Source organism: Microbulbifer sp. ABE4_465, assembly GCF_056160765.1.
In genome coordinates, this window is record NZ_JBSWXV010000001.1 from 736,473 (window position 1) to 754,694 (window position 18,222).

Sequence of the window (18,222 nt, forward strand, 5' to 3'; positions counted from 1 at the left end):
CGCACTCGCTTCAGCCCCACTCGAAGAAGCGCTGGAGGTATCTGTGCGGGAATCTTTGGCCCGGGAGGGTTTGTTTGGAGAAGTTTTTGAGGGGGTATTTCGCATGGGGCGCATGATAGCCGCACACCTCCCCCATTTGAAGCGCGACAATCAATACCTCGATTGATGCCCCCTATCGACCGTGGTATATTCGGCCGGCCTGAATTGGGGCTGGTTTTCGGCGGTGCACGGTTTTTCTGCTATAAAAAAACCCAGGTGCCGCTCTTGAGAAAATACCGCCAATCCGGCCGGTGCGCGGAAAACCGCGTTATCAACAAAACTTTGTCGGTGAGACCCTTCGAGAGCGCGTCGCAAGACGGTGCCCAGGGCGCACAGAAGCGCCACTCCTGAAGCTCTCGCCGACCCCAACCCGACAATATACGGGATTTTTGCGAAGGTAAGACGGGCCGATGCCCGCAGCGCTTGGAACAAACTCGACTCGTTACATCTCGCTCTGAGATTGCGCGCCAGCGACCGAACTGGCCCCCGGCCCGCGCCTGTGATGCACAATGCCATCCCTGCGCCGCCGGCAACTACTAGACCAAAACAGGGCCCAGCCACGAGCCGGCCCCAGAGCGAAGAGATGTGACCCATGCTTGCCCTACCCGGCAAGTAGCCAGGACCCGCCCAAAGAATCACGCTGGGCCGGACTGGCAGGACCCGAATACACCCGAACAAGAGGGGTATTCAGAGTTAATTCGATATGTACCCGGCAGATGTGCCCAGTTTGGAGGCACCCCCTGCGCGGGCGGCATACGAGGCAGCCGTGTACACCTGGCCGAACACTGGCCCAAGGTCCCTCCACGGCGGTACCACCAACGTCTGCGAGCTTCAGCGGTGTTTTACCTTTGCGCAACCGCAAGGAAAAAACCAACGCATGAAGAGAATGCTGATTAACGCAACCCAGCCGGAAGAGCTGCGTGTCGCACTGGTCGACGGCCAATGGCTGTATGACCTGGATATCGAAAATCGCACCCGCGAACAGAAAAAAGCCAATATCTACAAGGGTAAAATCACCCGCGTAGAACCCTCCCTAGAAGCCGCCTTTGTCGACTACGGTGCCGAGCGCCACGGCTTCCTGCCCCTGAAAGAAATCTCCCGCGAATACTTTAACAAGTCCCCGAAAGACATCGATGGCCGCATCAAGATCAAGGATGTAGTCAAAGAGGGCATGGAAGTCATCGTTCAGGTAGACAAGGAAGAGCGCGGCAACAAGGGCGCCGCCCTCACCACCTTTATCAGCCTGGCCGGCCGTTACCTGGTACTGATGCCGAACAACCCGCGCGCGGGCGGTATCTCCCGCCGCATCGAAGGCGACGAGCGCAGTGACCTGCGCGACGCCCTGTCCAACGTGGAAGTACCTTCCGGCATGGGCATCATCGTACGTACCGCCGGCGTTGGCCGCAGCGGTGAAGAGCTGCAGTGGGACCTCAACTACCTGCTGCAACTGTGGACCGCCATCAAGAAAGAAGCGGACGAGTCCAAAGCACCCCACTTCCTGTTCCAGGAAAGTAACGTCATCATCCGTGCCATCCGCGACTACATGCGCGATGACATCGGCGAAGTCATCGTCGACGATAACGGTGCCTATCAACTGGCTGCAGAATTCGCCCGCCAGGTGATGCCGAACTACGCCAACAAGGTGAAGTTTTACGACGACAATATCCCGCTGTTCAATCGCTACCAGATTGAAAGCCAGATCGAAACCGCCTTCGAGCGCGAAGTGAAACTGCCCTCCGGCGGCTCCATCGTGATCGACGTGACCGAAGCACTAATCTCCATCGACATCAACTCCTCCCGCGCCACCAAAGGCGGCGACATCGAGGAAACTGCGCGAAACATCAACCTGGAAGCGGCAGACGAGATCGCCCGCCAGCTGCGCCTGCGCGACATGGGTGGCCTGGTGGTCATCGACTTTATCGACATGCAGAACAAGTCCAACCAGCGCGAAGTGGAAAAGCGCATGGAAAAGGCGCTCGGCATGGACCGCGCCCGCGTTCAGGTTGGTCGTATTTCCCGCTTCGGCCTGCTGGAAATGTCCCGTCAGCGCCTGCGCCCATCTCTGAGTGAAACCACACACCGCGTCTGCCCACGCTGTAGCGGCCAGGGCACCATTCGCGGCACCAAATCCCTGGCGCTGTCCATCCTGCGCCTGGTCGAGGAAGAAGCGAAGAAAGAGCGCAGCGCAGAAATTCGCGCGATCACTCCAGTGAACGTCGCCACTTATCTGCTGAACGAAAAGCGCAAGGCCATTTCCAATATCGAATCCCGCAACAACACCCGCGTTGTTGTGGTCCCCAATGCCGATCTGGAAACCCCGCACTTCGAAGTTCAGCGCCTGCGCGATGACGACTCCACCACTCTGGAGACGTCGTACAAAATCGCCGGCACCATCGAAGAATCCGCAGACAAAAGCGACGACGAGCCCCTGCGCCCGGTTGCCCAGCCTGCGGTTCAGCAGATCGCCCACACCGCCCCTGCCCCGACGCCGGTTGCCAAACCCAAGCCGAAGGCCAAGAGCGAAGAGAAGCCCGGACTGTTCAGCCGTCTGATCAGCGCGATCTCCGCCCTGTTTGGTGGTGAAGACGAAGACGACCGCAAGAAGCACAAGAAGTCCAAGGGACGCGGCAAGAACTACCAGCAGCGCGATCGCAATCGCAACCAGCGCGGTGGCCGCGGACGTGGACGCGGTGGTCGTGGCAACCGTCGCGACGACCAGCGCAGTGATGACCGCAAGGAAGACACCCGCGGCAAGCGCGGTGACAAGCGTCGCGATGACAATTCCGAGCGTCGCAATGAAACGGCCCGCGATGGCGGTCGAGACCAGAATCGCGATCAGAACCGTGACAGCAACCGCGACCAAAACCGCGAAGGTCGCGAGGGCGGCCAGCGCCGCAGCCGTCGCCGCCGCGGTGGCGATCGTCGCAACGATCAACAGGTCGCTTCTGCCGACGTAGAAAACACCAACCTGGAGAGTGCGGAAGCCGCAGAGTCCGGTGATGACCAACAGCGCCCAGCGCGTCGCCCGAGCAACGTGCGCGGCCGTCCGCAACCGCGTCGTCGTGGCCGTCGCGGCGGTGACAACCGCAACGATGAGCAGGCCCAGCAGGACAATCGCGAAAGCAAATCCGACGCAGCGGAATCCAGTGCACGCGAGAGCGAACAGCGCGAAGTAACCGCCAAAGCGGAACGCCCTGCCCGCGAAGAGCGCGCCGAAGCCAAGACTGGCAACACGGAAAGCAAACGCGATCAGGCCCCGCAGGAACGCAAGCCGAAGCAGGAACGCAGCGAGCCAAAAGTTCAGCAGGACCAAGCACAAGAGAAGCCGAAAGCTTCTCCATGGGCAGAGGGTGCTGAGCGCATTGCCGAGCAGTCGGAGCCAAAAGCCATTGAAGCAGAGCGTGAACCCAAGCCGGAAGTAGCAAGCAAGCCTGCTGCAGAAGAAGTGGTAACCGAAGCTGAGCCCAAAGCCGAAACGCCGAAGACCCATGCAGAAGGTGACTTCCTTGCAGAAACTCCGGTAGAAACCGCGGCTGCACGCAGTGACGAAGCTGAAGCAGAGGCACCGAAAGCAGAAACGGTTGCAAAAGACGCACCGGAAAGCGCCACCGAAGCTGAGCCCAAAGTGGAGACAGCAGAAGTGGTAGCAGAGAAAGCGGAAGAAAAAGCCGAACCCGAGGAAGTGGTAGAAGCGCCAGCAGCGCAGGAAGTGCAGGTAACGGAATCTCCCGAACCCGTACAAGCGGCCAGCACCGGCAAGCCTACGCGCGCCAGTAACGACCCACGCATCAACCCGAAACCTCTGGTTGATCTGCAGATCGAAACCAAGCGCCCGGAACGTGGCGAGCTGCGTCCGTTGGATACCGCGCAACCAGCCAACATCCAACACAGCCCCCGCGCCCTCTCCCGCCCCGCCAATGACCCTCGGGTTAAGCGCGATGTGGAAGTGAGCTAAGAGCCGGAGGCGATTGCCGTAACGAACAGAGGGTTAGCTGTTCAAAATTGCAGCTAACCCTTTGAAGTTACTAAAAAAATCGGCCGCGTACTTGTACCCGCATAACAGCTCGGTATAATGCGCAGCACAATTTGGTGGGGTGGCTGAGTGGTCGAAAGCGGCGGTCTTGAAAACCGTTGACTGTAACAGGTCCCAGGGTTCAAATCCCTGCCCCACCGCCATACAAAAAAGCCCGGCTTATCAGCCGGGCTTTTTTTGTATGTGTCCATCGGTAAACCCATCAGGCCTGCCACCCCCTCCCGTCAAAACATCCCCCACTCCCCTCTCCTCAATTGTCTAACCTAAAGAAAGACGCCTGAACCCATTCAGCGCCCCCGTTCACCTCATTAGCAGCCATAAGCACAGGAGTGGCGTGAAATTTAACCCTCTCTGGTTGATCGTCATTTGCAGTGTCACCGTGGTCACTGTACTTGGGATCCTCCACTACTTTGACCTGGACGACCGCCTCATCGAGCTGATGCAGTGGATGGATACGCTCGGCTGGCAGGCCGGAATCTGGTTCATCTTGGTCATTGCCCTGGCTATCGTGTGTCTGTTTCCCGGGGTGGTGTTCACCATGGGCGCGGGGTTTGTCTTCGGGGTGATCAAGGGAACGATTTACGTAGTGCTGGGAACAGTGCTCGGCGCCGCAATTGCCTTTCTGATATCGCGCTATTTACTGGGCGAGCGCGCGTCCAACTGGCTGCTCTCGAAAGTGAAACCTCCGAATCTCGGGGAGATTCTGCGGGATGAAGGTTGGCGAATGATCATGCTGACGCGGATGGTGCCCCTGTTCCCTTTCAAGCTGTCCAATTACTTCTTTGGTCTGACACCGGTCAGATTCCGGGATTTCTGCATCGGGAACTTCATCGGTGTCATCCCCATCACAGTGAATAACGTCTACGTGGGATCAATCGCGGCAGACCTAGCCAGTATTGGCAGCGAGCGCAGCACCCGAAGCCCCACGGAATGGACGCTGTACGGCCTTGGGTTTCTACTCGCCGTTATTGCGATCATTGGATTGACCCGCATGGCCCGGCGCGCGCTCAATCAAAAAATCGACCAGAAAATCGATAAAGGAGAACTCTAATGCCCTGGATGAAATGGCTTCCCTGGCGGTTCTTCGTACGTAAATTCGCGACCGCGCATGGATTTCTCGATCCACTGGCGGTGATGGCACGCCTGCAGCGATTTGCGGAACCGTCCGAAGTCAGCGAGCCAATCGAGCTGCTGCGCGCGGGAGTAATTTTCCATGCGCGTGCACTGATGAACAGCAAAGTCATTCAACACAATCTGGACTGGGTGTGGCCCTACTGGATTGAGCGTCAGTTTGATCCTGCAGATATTTCGTTTATCCCTCGGGCATTTTCCATCACCCACTGCAACCTCAGCCATCGAAACTGGACCGCGGTCGGTGTTCCAGGCAGCGAGGAAATGCCCATTGTGGACCCACGCGGACTCCTGACACCCCACTATGACGGATGGTCTATCGATACCTGGATCATCGGCGACGACGGCGAGAACCTGTACCCTTCTCAGCGGGATGACGTTTCTCAGCAGCTCGATCTGGAAGGCGGTGTGGCGGTAGTGACGGAATCGGGATCCGACCAATGCAATCTCAGCGCCCGGGTGTGGGCCGAACTGGATGAACGCGCCAACAATTGCCACATGCAGCTAAAAGCCACACACAACACGGGCGGCTGGCTGGTGGTTGCCCTGCGCCCGTGCAATCCGGAAGGCGTTGCATTTATTCATAAAGTCACCCTTGAAAGCAGCAGGGACCGGTGGCTGGTGGACGGCAAGGACCGCATTCTGTTTGATCGCTCGGTAGATCGCCACCATGCGTCCGACTACAAGAAAGGCGACATCGCACTCTATTTGCGCGAAGAAGGAAACGAAAACCATGCAGAGTGCGAAGTCGGTATGGCAACCGCCGCCGCCCTCTTCCGAATTGAGCCGGGGGAAACACTGGATACCCTGGTTACCATTCCGCAGCACTGCAAACTGAACCTCGGTAATGCACCGGCCGGCTGGAAGCACAACCTGGAACAGCACTGCGCGATGACGGTGCCCGATTCACAGATGCAATTTATGTACGACGCCGCGGTGCGCACACTGATTTTGCACTCCCCGCATGATGTCTACCCCGGGCCTTACACGTACAAGCGGTTCTGGTTCCGCGATGCCGCCTTCATGATTCAGTCGCTACTGCATGCCGGTTTACTGGAGCGTGCTGAGCGCGCCCTCGAGCGATTCCCCTCCAGACAGAAGCGCAACGGCTATTTCCACTCTCAGGATGGCGAGTGGGACTCCAACGGCGAAGCACTGTGGATCATTGATCAATATTGCCGCATTACAAACTCAAAGCTCAAGTCCGACTGGCTCGACCCGGTGCTGCGCGGCGCCCACTGGATTCACAACAAGCGCCAGGCAAAAGATGGGAGTCTGGCCGGTGGCCTACTGCCAGCGGGCTTTAGCGCCGAACATCTCGGCCCAAATGACTGTTATTTCTGGGATGATTTCTGGGGTATCGCCGGCCAACACGCGGCAGTTGCCATCTGCGAGCGCGAAGGCCAACCGCAGGACGCGGAAATATTTCAAAACCACGCCGACGACTTCATGTTGACGGTGGATGAGATATTAACTGGGTGTGCCAAGCGTCTCGGGCGCCCGGCAATGCCGGCATCCCCCAAGCGCCGCCTCGACGCAGGCGCCATCGGTTCCATCGCTGCGGGCTACCCGCTCAAGTTGTATGATGCAGACGACCCCCGACTGCTGGACCTCGCCGAATTTCTACTGGAAAACTGCTTTGTGTCAGGCGGGTTTTTCCAGGATATGATCCACTCCGGTATCAATGCCTATCTGACCATCCATGTCGCACAGATTCTTCTGCGCGCGGGAGACCCCCGCTGTATTGATCTGATGCGCAATGTCGCCAAACTCGCGACACCTACCGGGCAGTGGCCCGAAGCCATACACCCGCACTCATTTGGCGGCTGCATGGGAGATGGTCAGCACGCCTGGGCAGCGGCAGAATGGGTTACCATGCAGCGCAACTGTTTTGTGCGCGAGGAAGGTGAAACGCTAATCCTCGCTTCCGGACTGCCAACGCAGTGGTTAAATGACAGCACAGCCCAACGCCCAATTCGGTTTGGACCGGCACCCACGCATTTCGGTACTATTTCACTGGAAATCATCCCTGGGGAAAGACCGCGAATTTCCTGGAAGGGAAAATGGCACCGCCAGGCGCCACCGATCGAAGTCCGTGCATTTGGCTATCAGGCAGAAACCGCCAGCACCGATACCGAAATGATGGAGCTCAAGCCTCTGTGAATATCGTCATGCTCACCAACACCTACCTGCCACATGTAGGCGGTGTTGCGCGATCGGTAGATGCCTTTTGCCGGGAGTACCGCAAGCAGGGACACAATGTACTGGTGGTAGCACCCGAGTTTTCAGAGAAGATCGAAAACGAAAAAGATGTGGTGCGTATACCTGCCATCCAGAATTTCAACGGCAGTGATTTTTCGGTGGCGCTGCCACTTTCTGGCGAGCTGACCGAACGCCTGGACTTTTTTGAGCCAGATCTGGTGCACTCACACCACCCCTTTTTACTGGGTATGAGCGCACTACGTATTGCCCGCAGCCGCGAGCTGCCCTTGATTTTCACGCACCACACACTGTACGAACGCTACACCCACTATGTGCCTGCAGACTCAGAGGCGCTCAAGCGCTTTGTTATAGAGCTGGCAACCCGCTACAGCAATCTCGCGAGCATGGTGTTTGCACCCAGCGAAAGCGTTGCAGAGCTATTGCGCGAGCGCGGAGTGAAATCGCCAATCCAGGTCGTGCCGACCGGCGTAAAACTGGATGACTACGGTGATGGAGACGGCCGAGCCGCCCGGGCGCGGTACGGCATTCCTGCAGATGCTTTTGTGATCGGGCACCTCGGGCGTCTTGCGGAGGAAAAGAATCTCGAATTTTTATCTCGCGCCGTTCTCGAATTTACCCGGCGCAATGCCCATGTCCACTTTTTGGTGGTCGGCAGTGGACCGCTCCAGGAGCGCATAACGCGAATCTTTGGTGATGAGAGGTTGGCGGACCGACTGCACTTTACGGGTATTTTGCAGGGAGAAGCCCAGCGAGATGCGTACAGTGCGATGAACGTGTTTGGATTCTCCTCCACCAGCGAAACCCAGGGCATGGTTCTGACTGAGGCCATGGCAGCCGGTGTCCCGGTAGTCGCCCTGGACGCCAGTGGCTGCCGCGAAGTCGTTGATGACCGTTTTAACGGACGCCTGATACTCAATCACTGCCCGCGTGAATTTATCGCTGGATTGCAGTGGGTATTCGATCAGTCACCCGAAGAGTACCGGGCACTTTGCGAAGGCGCACTGCGAACTGCAGAGCGTTTTTCCATGGAAAATTGTGCATCCGCCGCCCTGTCATATTACCAAACATTGGTGCACCAACACTGGCCAGTGGACGACTCACTGTATGCCCAGTGGATGCGCCTGCGAAACACCATCGGTGCGCAGTGGGAAATTTTGGAAGGTGTCACCAGTGCCGCCAGTGCCGCGTTGGAAAACGCCGGCAAAAGCAAAACCTGAAAATGATGTGAGCTGAAAGGCCCCGAATGCTAACCCGAATTGCCACCCGCCTCCGAATCTGGCGTCGCCGCGTCAGCCGCAGTGAATGGCTGGCGCGCATGATGAAATTGCAGATCAATGAACGAGACCCTGACGCCCCAGCGCTGGTTCTGATTCAGATCGACGGCCTGGCTAGGCCGCAATTTGATCGCGCATTGGCCGAGGGTAAGCTGCCATTCCTCAAAAAGCTGATTGAACGCGAGCATTACCACGTAGACGACTGGTACTCCGGCGTACCCGCAACCACACCAGCGGTGCAGGCAGAAGTTTTTTACGGCGTGAGAGCGGCAGTTCCCGCCTTCGGGTTTATGTCCGCAGACACACACGAAATGCTGCGCATGTATGAGTCCCACGGGGCAAATAAGGTGGAGCAGCGCCTGCTGGATGAAGGGCACCAGCCGCTGTTAAGGGGCGGAAGCTGCTACGTCAGCTCATTCCGCGGGGGCGCAGAGAATGACGAAGCGCATTTCTGCCCCGCTTCCAAAGGATGGGGATCATCCCTTAGAGATGCTGGCCCACTGGCCCTGATCACCATGCTGCTCGCCAATCTGTGGAGCCTGATTCGTACCGTCGGCCTTCTCCTGCTCGAGCTGGTACTGTCCATTGTCGATTTCTTTCGCGGCCTTATAAAAGGCCAGGACTTTATGCGGGAACTGATGTTTATCCCTACCCGCATCGCCATCACGATTCTGATGCGCGAACTTTCCACGGTCGGGGTAAAAATTGATATTGCCCGCGGGTTGCCGATTATTTACGTGAACCTTCTCGGGTACGACGAACAGTCCCATCGACGCGGCCCCAGTTCTAAGTTCGCTCACTGGACCCTCAAGGGGATCGACGATGCGGTCGCGCGAATCTGGCGTGCTGCACACCGCTCATCCCGCCGTCATTATGATGTGTGGATCTATTCCGACCATGGGCAGGATGACACCACGCCGTACGAAGACCTGCACGGGCGGAGCTTTGCCGACGCCGTCAGTGAAGCGCTGTCCGACTTGCAGAAGAGCCCCGGCAGTACCAAGTCAGATTCCGATCGCGGTGTACAGTTACAACGGGTCCGCCTTTTCGGTGGTCAGTGGGTTCAGAAACTGTTCCCCGTAAAAACTTCCGGTGAACAGCGGGATCAGGATGCCCCCATGGCGCTATCGGCTATGGGGCCACTTGCACTGCTCTACAACATCCACTGCAGAGACATCCCCCAGCAGACCATTGCACGCATTCTTGTGGAAGAAGCAAAAGCGCCCATGGTGCTCTATGCAGATCACCAGGAACATGTAACCGGCGAAAACGGCGAGCGGCTGAGCAAGATCAAGGGATGGTGGCGTGAGGGCGCCTTTTCACTGCCGGAAGACGGACACAGGGTGCTCGGAAATGATCACCCGTTTCTAGAGGAAACCACCGAAGACCTGGCACACCTGTGCCGACACCCTGAAGCCGGAGACTTTATCGCAAGCGGCTGGTGCGCAGGTGGTGAAAGCATCACCTTTGCCATCGAGTGTGGCAGTCATGGCGGTGCAAGCCGCAAGGAAACCCATGGCTTTGCGCTGATGCCGGGAGATATCCACTTCCCCGATGACGGGCGCGGCCACTGGCGGCCGAGAGACATGCACAAGGCTGCACTCGCATTTCTACGCGCGCAGCCGGCGCAGAAGCTCAAGTCAGCAGCGCCAAATGCTCCCGCCAAGGCAGCACCCATAATCACCTCAGGCCGGCGCCAGAAGGAATCGTACAGGCAGGACTACCGGAAGCTGCGCGTGATGACCTACAACGTACATATCTGCAAGGGTATGGACGGGAAACTCTCTCCCGAGCGGATCGCTCGGGTAATCGCACGTTACTCACCGGATATCGTTGCGCTACAGGAAGTAGATGTACGCAGGCAGCGTACCGGCGGCGTGGATCAGGCCCACCAGATCTCCCGGCTGCTGTCCATGGATTGTCACTTCCAGCCCGCCATGCACCTGGAAGATGAGCGCTATGGCGATGCCATCATGACGCGTCTGCCGGTGCGTCTGGTCAAAAAAGACATCCTGCCCGGACCATCGGAACACTCCCGGATGCACAAATTTGCCGAGCCTCGCGGTGCACTCTGGATGGAGATTGATTTTCACGGCACCCTGATTCAGGTATTCAACACCCACCTGGGGCTGTCGAAGGGTGAGCGGCAGCGTCAAGTCGACGCCTTACTTGGGCCCGAGTGGATGGGAAACCCCGAGTGCCCGAAGCCCAGGATACTGGTAGGCGATTTCAACGCACTTCCCAGTGCGTCGGAAATCAAGCAGATCGCTGGGGTTCTGGAAGATGCGCAACTGCAATTACCCGGGCACAAACCCAAAGGGACTTTTTTTAGCCGGCTACCCAAAGCCAGGATCGACTATGTATTCGTGGATCCGGCGCTCAGGGTTACCGATGTGCACGTTCCACGCAGCGAACTGACACGCCTGGCGTCGGATCATTTACCGCTGATCGTCGACCTCAAGGTCCCCATCGGTGATCGCGAAACAGACAGTGAACACTAAACGGGCTGGTCATATTGCAATCCGCACACTCAGCCCCCATTTATTCCTATCAGAGCTAGACAAGACTATGAGCGCGGTTGCGCGAATAGCGTGTTTCCATAATGTCACTGTCGCACGCTATATTTCACCAAGTACCGGACATTCACAGAACCTGGCGCCTACTTGAAGGTCTAAAGCGCTGGTTATATGATCGCGAAAGATTTCATATTCACTTGCAGGAGACGCTAATGCGCCAAGAAGTCTATACACAGTCCGGAGCACTGGACCGCTCGGAATCCGCCAAGGTACTGCGTAACACCTACGCACTGCTGGCAATGACTGTATTGTTCAGTGCAGTCACTGCGGGTATTGCCATGGCCACCGGCATGAGCCGCGGCATGGGTATCATTTGCTCCATCGCAGCCATTGTTCTGGTCTGGTTCGTCCTGCCACGCACCGCGAATTCAAGTAAAGGTATTGGTGTCGTCTTCGCGTTCACCGGCCTACTGGGCGCCTCCCTCGGCCCGATGCTGAATTACTACGTCGCTGCCGGCAGCGGCCAGATCATCATGCAAGCCCTGGGCACCACCGCTCTGATCTTCTTCGCGCTGTCTGCCTACGTGCTGACCACCCGCAAGGACTTCAGCTTTATGGGCGGCTTCCTGTTTGTCGGCCTGATCGCAGTACTGGTGTGCGCGCTGGGCCTGATGATCGCCAGCTTCTTCGGCGTGTACATGCCGCTGGCCAGCGTTGCCCTGAGCGGCGTGATTGCCCTGCTGTTCTCCGGTTTCATCCTGTACGACACCAGCCGTATCGTGAATGGTGGAGAAACCAACTACATCATGGCCACCACCTCTCTGTACCTGAACATTCTGAACCTGTTCACCAGCCTGCTGCACATCTTCGGTTTCGCATCCGACGACTGATGAGCCCGCTGACCCGGTTCTAACGGTGCCCCGCTCTGCGGGGCATTTTTTTATCGGTACACTTTACTGACCCAATCCTGCTTTATCAGGTGGATACACCCATGCAATTTACCCTCGTAGTGTACGGTGCTCCTCACAGCGCTCAGGGCGCCGGCACCGCCCTGCGTTTTGCCAAAGCCGTGCTGGCATCCGGACATTCAATTTTCCGGGTGTTCTTCTACGGGGACGGTGTTCACAACGGCAGCGCCCTGGCGACTCCGCCGCAAGACGAACAGGATCTCCTCAGCCAGTGGCAGGCACTGCAGCAATCCCACCAGCTCGATCTCACGGTCTGCATCGCCGCCGCCCAGCGCCGCGGCGTGCTGAGTGAAAGCGAGGCGAGTCGCCTGGAACAGCCCGCTGCAAACCTGGCCGATGGGTTTACCCTGGCGGGGCTCGGACAATTGGCGGAAGCGACCGCACTCAGCGACCGCCTTGTGAGCTTTGGAGGCTGACCCTGTGACGAATTCCATACTCGCTTTGTGTCGCCATGCGCCCTATGGGACGACACTCGCCCGAGAGGGTCTCGAAGCCGTACTCGCGTGCGCCGCCATGGATCAGATCCCGGAAGTCCTGTTTATCAATGACGGGGTATACCAGCTGCTTTCGCAAAACCCGCAAGCCATCGCCGAAAAGAGCCTGTATCGCAACCTTCAGGCGCTGCCGATGTTCGGGGTGGAGCGGATTTATATTTGCCAGAGAAGCGCCACTGAACGGGGCCTTGCACTGTCGCAGCTACAGCTCACCGGCGCCGATGTACAACTGCTGGAAGACCCTGGGTCATTAATCCGTCGCTTCGATCAGGTTTTGAGTTTTTGACATGACTTTACATATCGTCAACCAGTCTCCCCATGCGGGCAGTGCTCTGCGCGACTGCCTCAATGTATTTGCGGAAGGCGATGCATTACTCCTGATAGAGGACGGCGTTTACGCTGCGCAGGAAAAAGCTCCGCTCGAACTCCCCGGGAATGACGTGTTCGTGCTGAGCGCCGACGCCGAAGCCCGCGGCATTGCCATTGCAACTGATCTCACGGCCATCGATGACCTGCGCTGGGTCGCCCTTTGTGTCGAGCACAAGCCGATCGTCAGCTGGTTTAGATAGCCGGGAGCCAGAAAGATGGAACAGACAGCAACACTGATCATCGAAGGCCGCGAAATCCCACTGGATAAAGAGGGATTTCTGCGCAATCTCGATGATTGGAGCCCGGAAGTTGCCAGCGCAATTGCCGCTCAGGAAAAGATTGAACTGACGCACGACCACTGGGAAGTTATTCGCCTGCTACAGGCGTTTTACCGTGAGTTTGAACTGTCGCCCGCAATGCGACCGCTCGTTAAGTATATCGGCCTGCACCTTGGGCCAGAGAAGGGGCGCAGTATATTTTTGATGCAGCTGTTCCCGCCGAGCCCCGCAAAAATCGGCAGTAAGATCGCAGGGCTTCCCAAGCCGACCAACTGCCTTTAACGGTTTCCAACATATCCCCGTTGGGCGTCCGTCAGCCCGAATATCCGCGGCAATAACGCAAGCGCTTCTCGGCGCGCCGGGTGCCACGGGTGTGCAAAACTGATTCTCAGGCAATTGCCAAATTGTCCCGAGGCAGAAAACAGTGGGCCCGGGGTTATCACCACTCCCTGTTCCAGTGCGAGCGGATAAGCGGCAAGCGTGTCAACTTGCTCCGGCAGTTCAACCCACGCCGCGAGACCTCCCTGCGGCACGCTCACACGGACTTCGCCCGGCCATTTTCCCAGTATTGCACGCAACTGATCGCGCTTTTCCCGCAAGTCTCCACGCAAGCGACGCAGGTGCGCAGCGTAGCTTCCATCGGCGAGAAATGCGGCAACCCCCTGTTGCAGGTAACGGCTGCCGGCCAACTGGGTGACCAGTTTTGTCTGCAGGATCTTGCGGTGCCATCGCGCACCGGAAACCCACCCCAGGCGCAGATCCCGGGAGAGGCTTTTGGAGAATGAGCTGCACAGAATGACCCGATCGTTGCGATCCAGTGCCTTGAGAGGATCCGGCACTGAAGTGAACCCGGTATCGCCGTAAATGTCGTCCTCGATCACCGCAAGGTCAAACTCCTCGGCAAGCGCCAGCAAACGCTGCTTGGCCGCCTCCGGGATCAGCGCACCGCCAGGTGTGGCAAACGACGGAGAAACGATACAGGCGCGCACCGGCCAGCGACGTAACACCTCATCCAGTGCATCCAGGTCCATACCGGTATCAACCGCTGCGGGAATTTCGATTACCTGCAGCTCAAGGTATTCGAGCAGCTGCATCACCCCATAGAAGCCCGGCGATTCAACGGCTACTACATCACCGCGCTTACAGCTGGCCATTAGCGCGAGAAACAGTGCGTTTTGGCAACCGGACGTTATACAAAGCTCGTCCGCTCCAACCCGGCAGCCACGCCGCGCCATCAAAATCGAAAGCTGCTCCCGTAAGCCTGCGTCACCGGCTGGCTCGTCGTAGTACTGATAACTGCCCTGTGACGGCCGCCGCAATGCCCGCGCAATCGACCGATTGAGCGCGACAATACCAGACGGAGGCTCAGCCCCGGTGAACGTCGGCAACAGATCAAATGCCGCGTTACGTCCCATGATATCGAGCAACAGCTCGCTTACCGTGACCGGGTGCGGCGCCTCGATACGTGCGCGGCTGACCGGCTGCTGGACGCTCGGCGGGCGAATGGCGACGAAGTGACCGGCCTTTGGGCGCGCTTCAATCAATCCACGGGACTCAAGCCGCTGCAACGCGTGTTGCACCGTCGCTTTAGACAGCCGTCGATCCCGGCACAATGCGCGAATCGAAGGCAGTCGCTCTCCCCCGCGCCAGCGCTGCTCCCGGATACCCTGCTCGAGCCAGGTCTCCAACGCCTCGTATCGAAATTGTTCGCTCACTCCGGCACACCTCCATTCAGCCTTTCAGGACCAGAGCGGATCCCGGCACCAATCTGTACCCATTATAATTATTTTTATTATCCCTGACCCCATCAAGGAACTCCCTATAGGCTCCGCGCTAAAGTTCTAGCGGATAAGTCACCATGGAAAAGATCCCCGTAGTACAGGACTACACCCCGGATCCGGACGGTAAGCTGCACGTCAGACTGACCGAAGGTCGCTTTCAGAACCTGCGCAGACTGACCAGCTGGCCACTAATGGCACTGTTCTTTGTACTCGTCTGGGGCCAGGTCGACGGTGAGCCATTGCTCCTATTTTCTTTTGAGCAGCATCGTATCCTGTTTTTCGGCAGCGCCATTTCGTGGCGGGACCTTTCTCTTCTCGCTGGCCTGCTGATTGCCGCCGCCAGCCTTCTGTTTTTTCTCGCGGTCGCCTGGGGGCGTGTCTGGTGTGGCTTTGCCTGCCCGCAAAGCATATGGACCTGGATGTTTATCCGTATTGAAGACCTCACCGAAGGCAAGGCCCACGCCCGCGCTCGCGAAGCGCAACAGCGCATTTCCGGTTCGCTGATCGTCCGGCGCCTGCTAAAGCACCTGCTCTGGAGCGCTCTTGCGCTCGCCACTGCAGTTACATTCGTCGGCTACTTTGTTCCCGTTCGGGAACTCTTCGCCGACGCCACGCAGCTCCAGCTGTCCGCAGACATCTGGACATGGGTCCTTATCATTGCGCTATTAACCTATCTCAATGCCGGGCTGGTAAGAGAAAAGATCTGCCTGCACGCGTGCCCCTATGCCCGCTTCCAGAGCGTAATGTTTGATTCAGATACGCACACAGTCTGTTATGACAAAGACCGCGGAGAGCCCCGGGCAAGCCGCCGAAAAGGAGATGGGACTGAGGGAGATTGCGTGGACTGTGGTATTTGCCAGCAGGTATGCCCAACCGGAATCGACATTCGCAATGGCCTGCAGGCCGCCTGCATCGACTGCGGCGCCTGCATTGATGCCTGCGATCAGGTAATGACGAAGCTGGAGCGCCCGACGGGATTGATTCGCTTCACCTCCGAAGCGCAATTGACTGGTGAACCAAGCCACATATTACGCCCTCGACTCGCCGGCTATGGCCTCGTGATGCTGTGCGCGTTCACCGGAGTAATATATGGTTTTACCGATACCACCAAACTACTGGTGGAGATTCGGCGGGATCGTACGGCCCTGTTTACCCGAATTGATCGGCATACGGTGTGCAACAACTACCAAATCAAAGTTGAGGGTTACGAAAAGCAGCAGGACTCGGTTGCCGTATCACTCGCAGAACCGGGCCGTCTCAAAATTTTCGGCGCACCGAGTATCGACCTCGGGGAAAACGGTGCGACCTGGCTCCCCTACCGCGTCTGTGCAACTGCGCCGAAACACGCAAAAATGACGTTTGCCTTCAAGTTCAGCAGCGGTGATTCGGTAACTACCAAGGAAACCACGTTTCTTACTCGCCGATTTTAGCGGGCATTGGATTGAGCACTCAGACCTGCACAATCACATTCCGCGTACCGCGGTGGTGCCGATGTTCCCAAAGGTAAATACCCTGCCAGGTGCCTAATAGTAGCTGGCCTTCGTCCATCGGGATGCCGAGGCTACACGCAGTAAGGGAGGCCTTGATATGGGCCGGCATATCGTCCGGCCCCTCAAGTGTGTGGGTATAGAGGGGGTCATTTTCCGGCACCAGCCGGTTCAACCAGTTTTCCAGATCCACCCGGGCACTTGGATCCGCATTTTCCTGGATCAGCAGACTCGCGGAGGTATGCTGGATAAAGAGGGTGCACAGTCCGCAGCCGAATAAATTCTGACCGGCCAGCCAGCGATTCACCTCTGCGGTAAACTCGTATAGCCCCTGCCCGCTCACTACAATTTCCAATCTACCCAGCGCCATTTCCTGTCTCCTGTTTCTGTCACCTGTAACAGCTGTCCGCAACCGTTTATCTGGAGGCCGCATCCGCTATAATCCGCGCCCCGACGATCCTTCATCCGGTTTCGGCAATCATTCCCATAACGCATCTCAACGACAACGGCTTCACACATGGCTCTTCACCGCGTAAACACCGACGACTACCAGCAACAACTGGACCAGAAAGTGGCCCGCTTGCGGGAAGCCTATACCTCCTACACCGACCTGCAACCGGAGGTATTTCCCTCACCTCCGAGCCACTACCGCCTGCGCGCCGAGTTCAAGATGTGGCAGGACGGCGGCCGTGTGGATTACGCCATGTACAAACAGGGGGAATACAAAAAGCCGTTTGTGATTGAAGAGTTTACCGTGGGCTCCGAGCGGATCAATGCCCTGATGCCGCCCTTACTGGATGCCATTAACGGCAGCGAAATCCTGCGCAAACGCCTGTTCTGCACCGAGTTCCTTACCACCCTGAGCGGCGATGCATTGATCACGCTGATCTACCACAAACCTCTGGGTGAAGAGTGGGAAGCGGAAGCACGTGCGCTGCAGGAAAGTCTGGGCGTTCCGATTCTCGGCCGTTCGCGCAAACAGAAGCTGGTACTGGAGCGGGATTACGTCATTGAGAAGCTCGACATCAATGGGCGGACGTATCAGTACAAGCAGGTAGAAGGCAGCTTTACCCAGCCAAACGGGGAAATCTGCCGCTCAATGATCGGCTGGGCAAAGAGCTGCTGTGAAGACAAAACGGGCGATCTGCTGGAGCTGTACTGCGGCAATGGCAACTTCACCATTCCCCTCGCGGAGAATTTCCGCCAAGTGCTGGCGACAGAGATTTCCAAGGTATCGGTGAATGCGGCTCAGGAAAATATCGCGGCGAACGGCGTCGACAATCTGGCCATCCTGCGTTTATCCAGCGAGGAATTTACCCAGGCCATTGACAAGGTGCGGCCGTTTCGGCGGCTGAAAGATTTTGATCTGGACAGTTACGATTTTTCTACCGTACTCGTAGACCCTCCCCGCGCCGGACTGGATGCGGACACCTGTGCGATGATCGCGCGCTTTCCGCGTATTCTGTATATCTCCTGTAATCCGGAGACACAGTTGGAGAATCTGGCGGAACTGACCAAAACCCACCGCATTGAGCGTTTTGCGATTTTTGACCAGTTTCCGTATACGGATCATACGGAGTCCGGGGTTTTGCTGGTGAAGAAATGATTTGGGGTCCTTGGGACCCCGGA

Annotated in this window: 14 protein-coding genes and 1 tRNA gene; 13 read left to right on the forward strand and 2 right to left on the reverse strand. The window is 57.6% G+C overall.

The genetic code is table 11. The annotated features are described in order from the left end of the window. The first annotated feature begins 916 nt into the window (after positions 1–916). From rne to ACXAG1_RS03030, 11 genes are all read left to right on the forward strand, one after another. On the forward strand, positions 917–3,994 hold the full coding sequence (gene rne, locus ACXAG1_RS02980) for a ribonuclease E (protein WP_475118882.1): 3,078 nt from the start codon (positions 917–919) through the stop codon (positions 3,992–3,994). 133 nt (positions 3,995–4,127) lie between these two features. Further along, positions 4,128–4,215: transfer RNA gene (locus tag ACXAG1_RS02985), tRNA-Ser, on the forward strand. Positions 4,216–4,406: 191 nt separating this feature from the next. Further along, positions 4,407–5,123 (forward strand): TVP38/TMEM64 family protein, encoded by a 717-nt coding sequence (locus ACXAG1_RS02990; protein ID WP_475092906.1) that lies wholly within the window; start codon positions 4,407–4,409, stop codon positions 5,121–5,123. Continuing rightward, entirely contained in the window at positions 5,123–7,366 is a 2,244-nt protein-coding gene (locus ACXAG1_RS02995; RefSeq protein ID WP_475092905.1) for a hypothetical protein, read from the forward strand. The genes ACXAG1_RS02990 and ACXAG1_RS02995 overlap by 1 nt, the downstream gene beginning before the upstream one ends. Continuing rightward, positions 7,363–8,643, forward strand: coding sequence for a glycosyltransferase (locus tag ACXAG1_RS03000; protein ID WP_475118883.1), 1,281 nt, complete (start codon positions 7,363–7,365; stop codon positions 8,641–8,643). Before ACXAG1_RS02995 ends, ACXAG1_RS03000 begins: the two co-directional genes overlap by 4 nt. A 26-nt stretch (positions 8,644–8,669) precedes the next feature. Further along, the gene (locus ACXAG1_RS03005) at positions 8,670–11,201 is read left to right on the forward strand and encodes an endonuclease/exonuclease/phosphatase family protein (RefSeq protein ID WP_475118884.1); all 2,532 of its coding nucleotides are present in this window, start codon (positions 8,670–8,672) and stop codon (positions 11,199–11,201) included. A 227-nt stretch (positions 11,202–11,428) separates the two neighbouring features. Continuing rightward, entirely contained in the window at positions 11,429–12,106 is a 678-nt protein-coding gene (locus tag ACXAG1_RS03010) for a Bax inhibitor-1/YccA family protein (protein WP_475092902.1), read from the forward strand. Between the two features lie 101 nt (positions 12,107–12,207). After that, positions 12,208–12,600 (forward strand): sulfurtransferase complex subunit TusD, encoded by a 393-nt coding sequence (tusD, locus tag ACXAG1_RS03015; protein WP_475092901.1) that lies wholly within the window; start codon positions 12,208–12,210, stop codon positions 12,598–12,600. A 4-nt stretch (positions 12,601–12,604) separates the two neighbouring features. Next, the gene (tusC, locus tag ACXAG1_RS03020; protein ID WP_475092900.1) at positions 12,605–12,964 is read left to right on the forward strand and encodes a sulfurtransferase complex subunit TusC; all 360 of its coding nucleotides are present in this window, start codon (positions 12,605–12,607) and stop codon (positions 12,962–12,964) included. A 1-nt stretch (position 12,965) separates the two neighbouring features. Continuing rightward, complete coding sequence (gene tusB, locus ACXAG1_RS03025) at positions 12,966–13,247, forward strand: sulfurtransferase complex subunit TusB (protein ID WP_475092899.1); 282 nt, start codon at positions 12,966–12,968, stop codon at positions 13,245–13,247. Between the two features lie 15 nt (positions 13,248–13,262). Continuing rightward, entirely contained in the window at positions 13,263–13,607 is a 345-nt protein-coding gene (locus ACXAG1_RS03030; RefSeq protein WP_475092898.1) for a TusE/DsrC/DsvC family sulfur relay protein, read from the forward strand. Here ACXAG1_RS03030 and ACXAG1_RS03035 read toward each other — a convergent pair. Beyond that, complete coding sequence (locus ACXAG1_RS03035) at positions 13,604–15,040, reverse strand: aminotransferase-like domain-containing protein (RefSeq protein ID WP_475118885.1); 1,437 nt, start codon at positions 15,038–15,040, stop codon at positions 13,604–13,606. The genes ACXAG1_RS03030 and ACXAG1_RS03035 overlap by 4 nt on opposite strands. Positions 15,041–15,183: 143 nt before the next feature. On the opposite strand from ACXAG1_RS03035, the gene ccoG reads away from it, so the two are divergent. Then, positions 15,184–16,536, forward strand: a complete 1,353-nt coding sequence (gene ccoG / locus ACXAG1_RS03040) for a cytochrome c oxidase accessory protein CcoG (RefSeq protein ID WP_475118886.1) — start codon at positions 15,184–15,186, stop codon at positions 16,534–16,536. 19 nt (positions 16,537–16,555) lie between these two features. Here ccoG and ACXAG1_RS03045 read toward each other — a convergent pair whose 3' ends face one another. Then, entirely contained in the window at positions 16,556–16,963 is a 408-nt protein-coding gene (locus tag ACXAG1_RS03045; protein ID WP_475092895.1) for a secondary thiamine-phosphate synthase enzyme YjbQ, read from the reverse strand. Between the two features lie 147 nt (positions 16,964–17,110). On the opposite strand from ACXAG1_RS03045, the gene trmA reads away from it, so the two are divergent. Beyond that, positions 17,111–18,199: a tRNA (uridine(54)-C5)-methyltransferase TrmA gene (gene trmA, locus ACXAG1_RS03050; RefSeq protein WP_475092894.1), complete on the forward strand. Its 1,089-nt coding sequence runs from the start codon at positions 17,111–17,113 to the stop codon at positions 18,197–18,199. Positions 18,200–18,222: the final 23 nt, after the last annotated feature.

Excerpts from the sequence above, each read along its gene's own strand:
- ACXAG1_RS03005 (WP_475118884.1), top strand. The coding sequence starts at position 8,670 with ATGCTAACCCGAATTGCCACCCGCCTCCGAATCTGGCGTCGCCGCGTC.
- tusD (WP_475092901.1), top strand. The coding sequence starts at position 12,208 with ATGCAATTTACCCTCGTAGTGTACGGTGCTCCTCACAGCGCTCAGGGC.
- trmA (WP_475092894.1), top strand. The coding sequence starts at position 17,111 with ATGGCTCTTCACCGCGTAAACACCGACGACTACCAGCAACAACTGGAC.
- ACXAG1_RS03010 (WP_475092902.1), top strand. The coding sequence starts at position 11,429 with ATGCGCCAAGAAGTCTATACACAGTCCGGAGCACTGGACCGCTCGGAA.
- rne (WP_475118882.1), top strand. The coding sequence starts at position 917 with ATGAAGAGAATGCTGATTAACGCAACCCAGCCGGAAGAGCTGCGTGTC.
- ACXAG1_RS02995 (WP_475092905.1), top strand. The coding sequence starts at position 5,123 with ATGCCCTGGATGAAATGGCTTCCCTGGCGGTTCTTCGTACGTAAATTC.
- ACXAG1_RS03045 (WP_475092895.1), bottom strand. The coding sequence starts at position 16,963 with ATGGCGCTGGGTAGATTGGAAATTGTAGTGAGCGGGCAGGGGCTATAC.
- ccoG (WP_475118886.1), top strand. The coding sequence starts at position 15,184 with ATGGAAAAGATCCCCGTAGTACAGGACTACACCCCGGATCCGGACGGT.
- tusB (WP_475092899.1), top strand. The coding sequence starts at position 12,966 with ATGACTTTACATATCGTCAACCAGTCTCCCCATGCGGGCAGTGCTCTG.
- ACXAG1_RS03030 (WP_475092898.1), top strand. The coding sequence starts at position 13,263 with ATGGAACAGACAGCAACACTGATCATCGAAGGCCGCGAAATCCCACTG.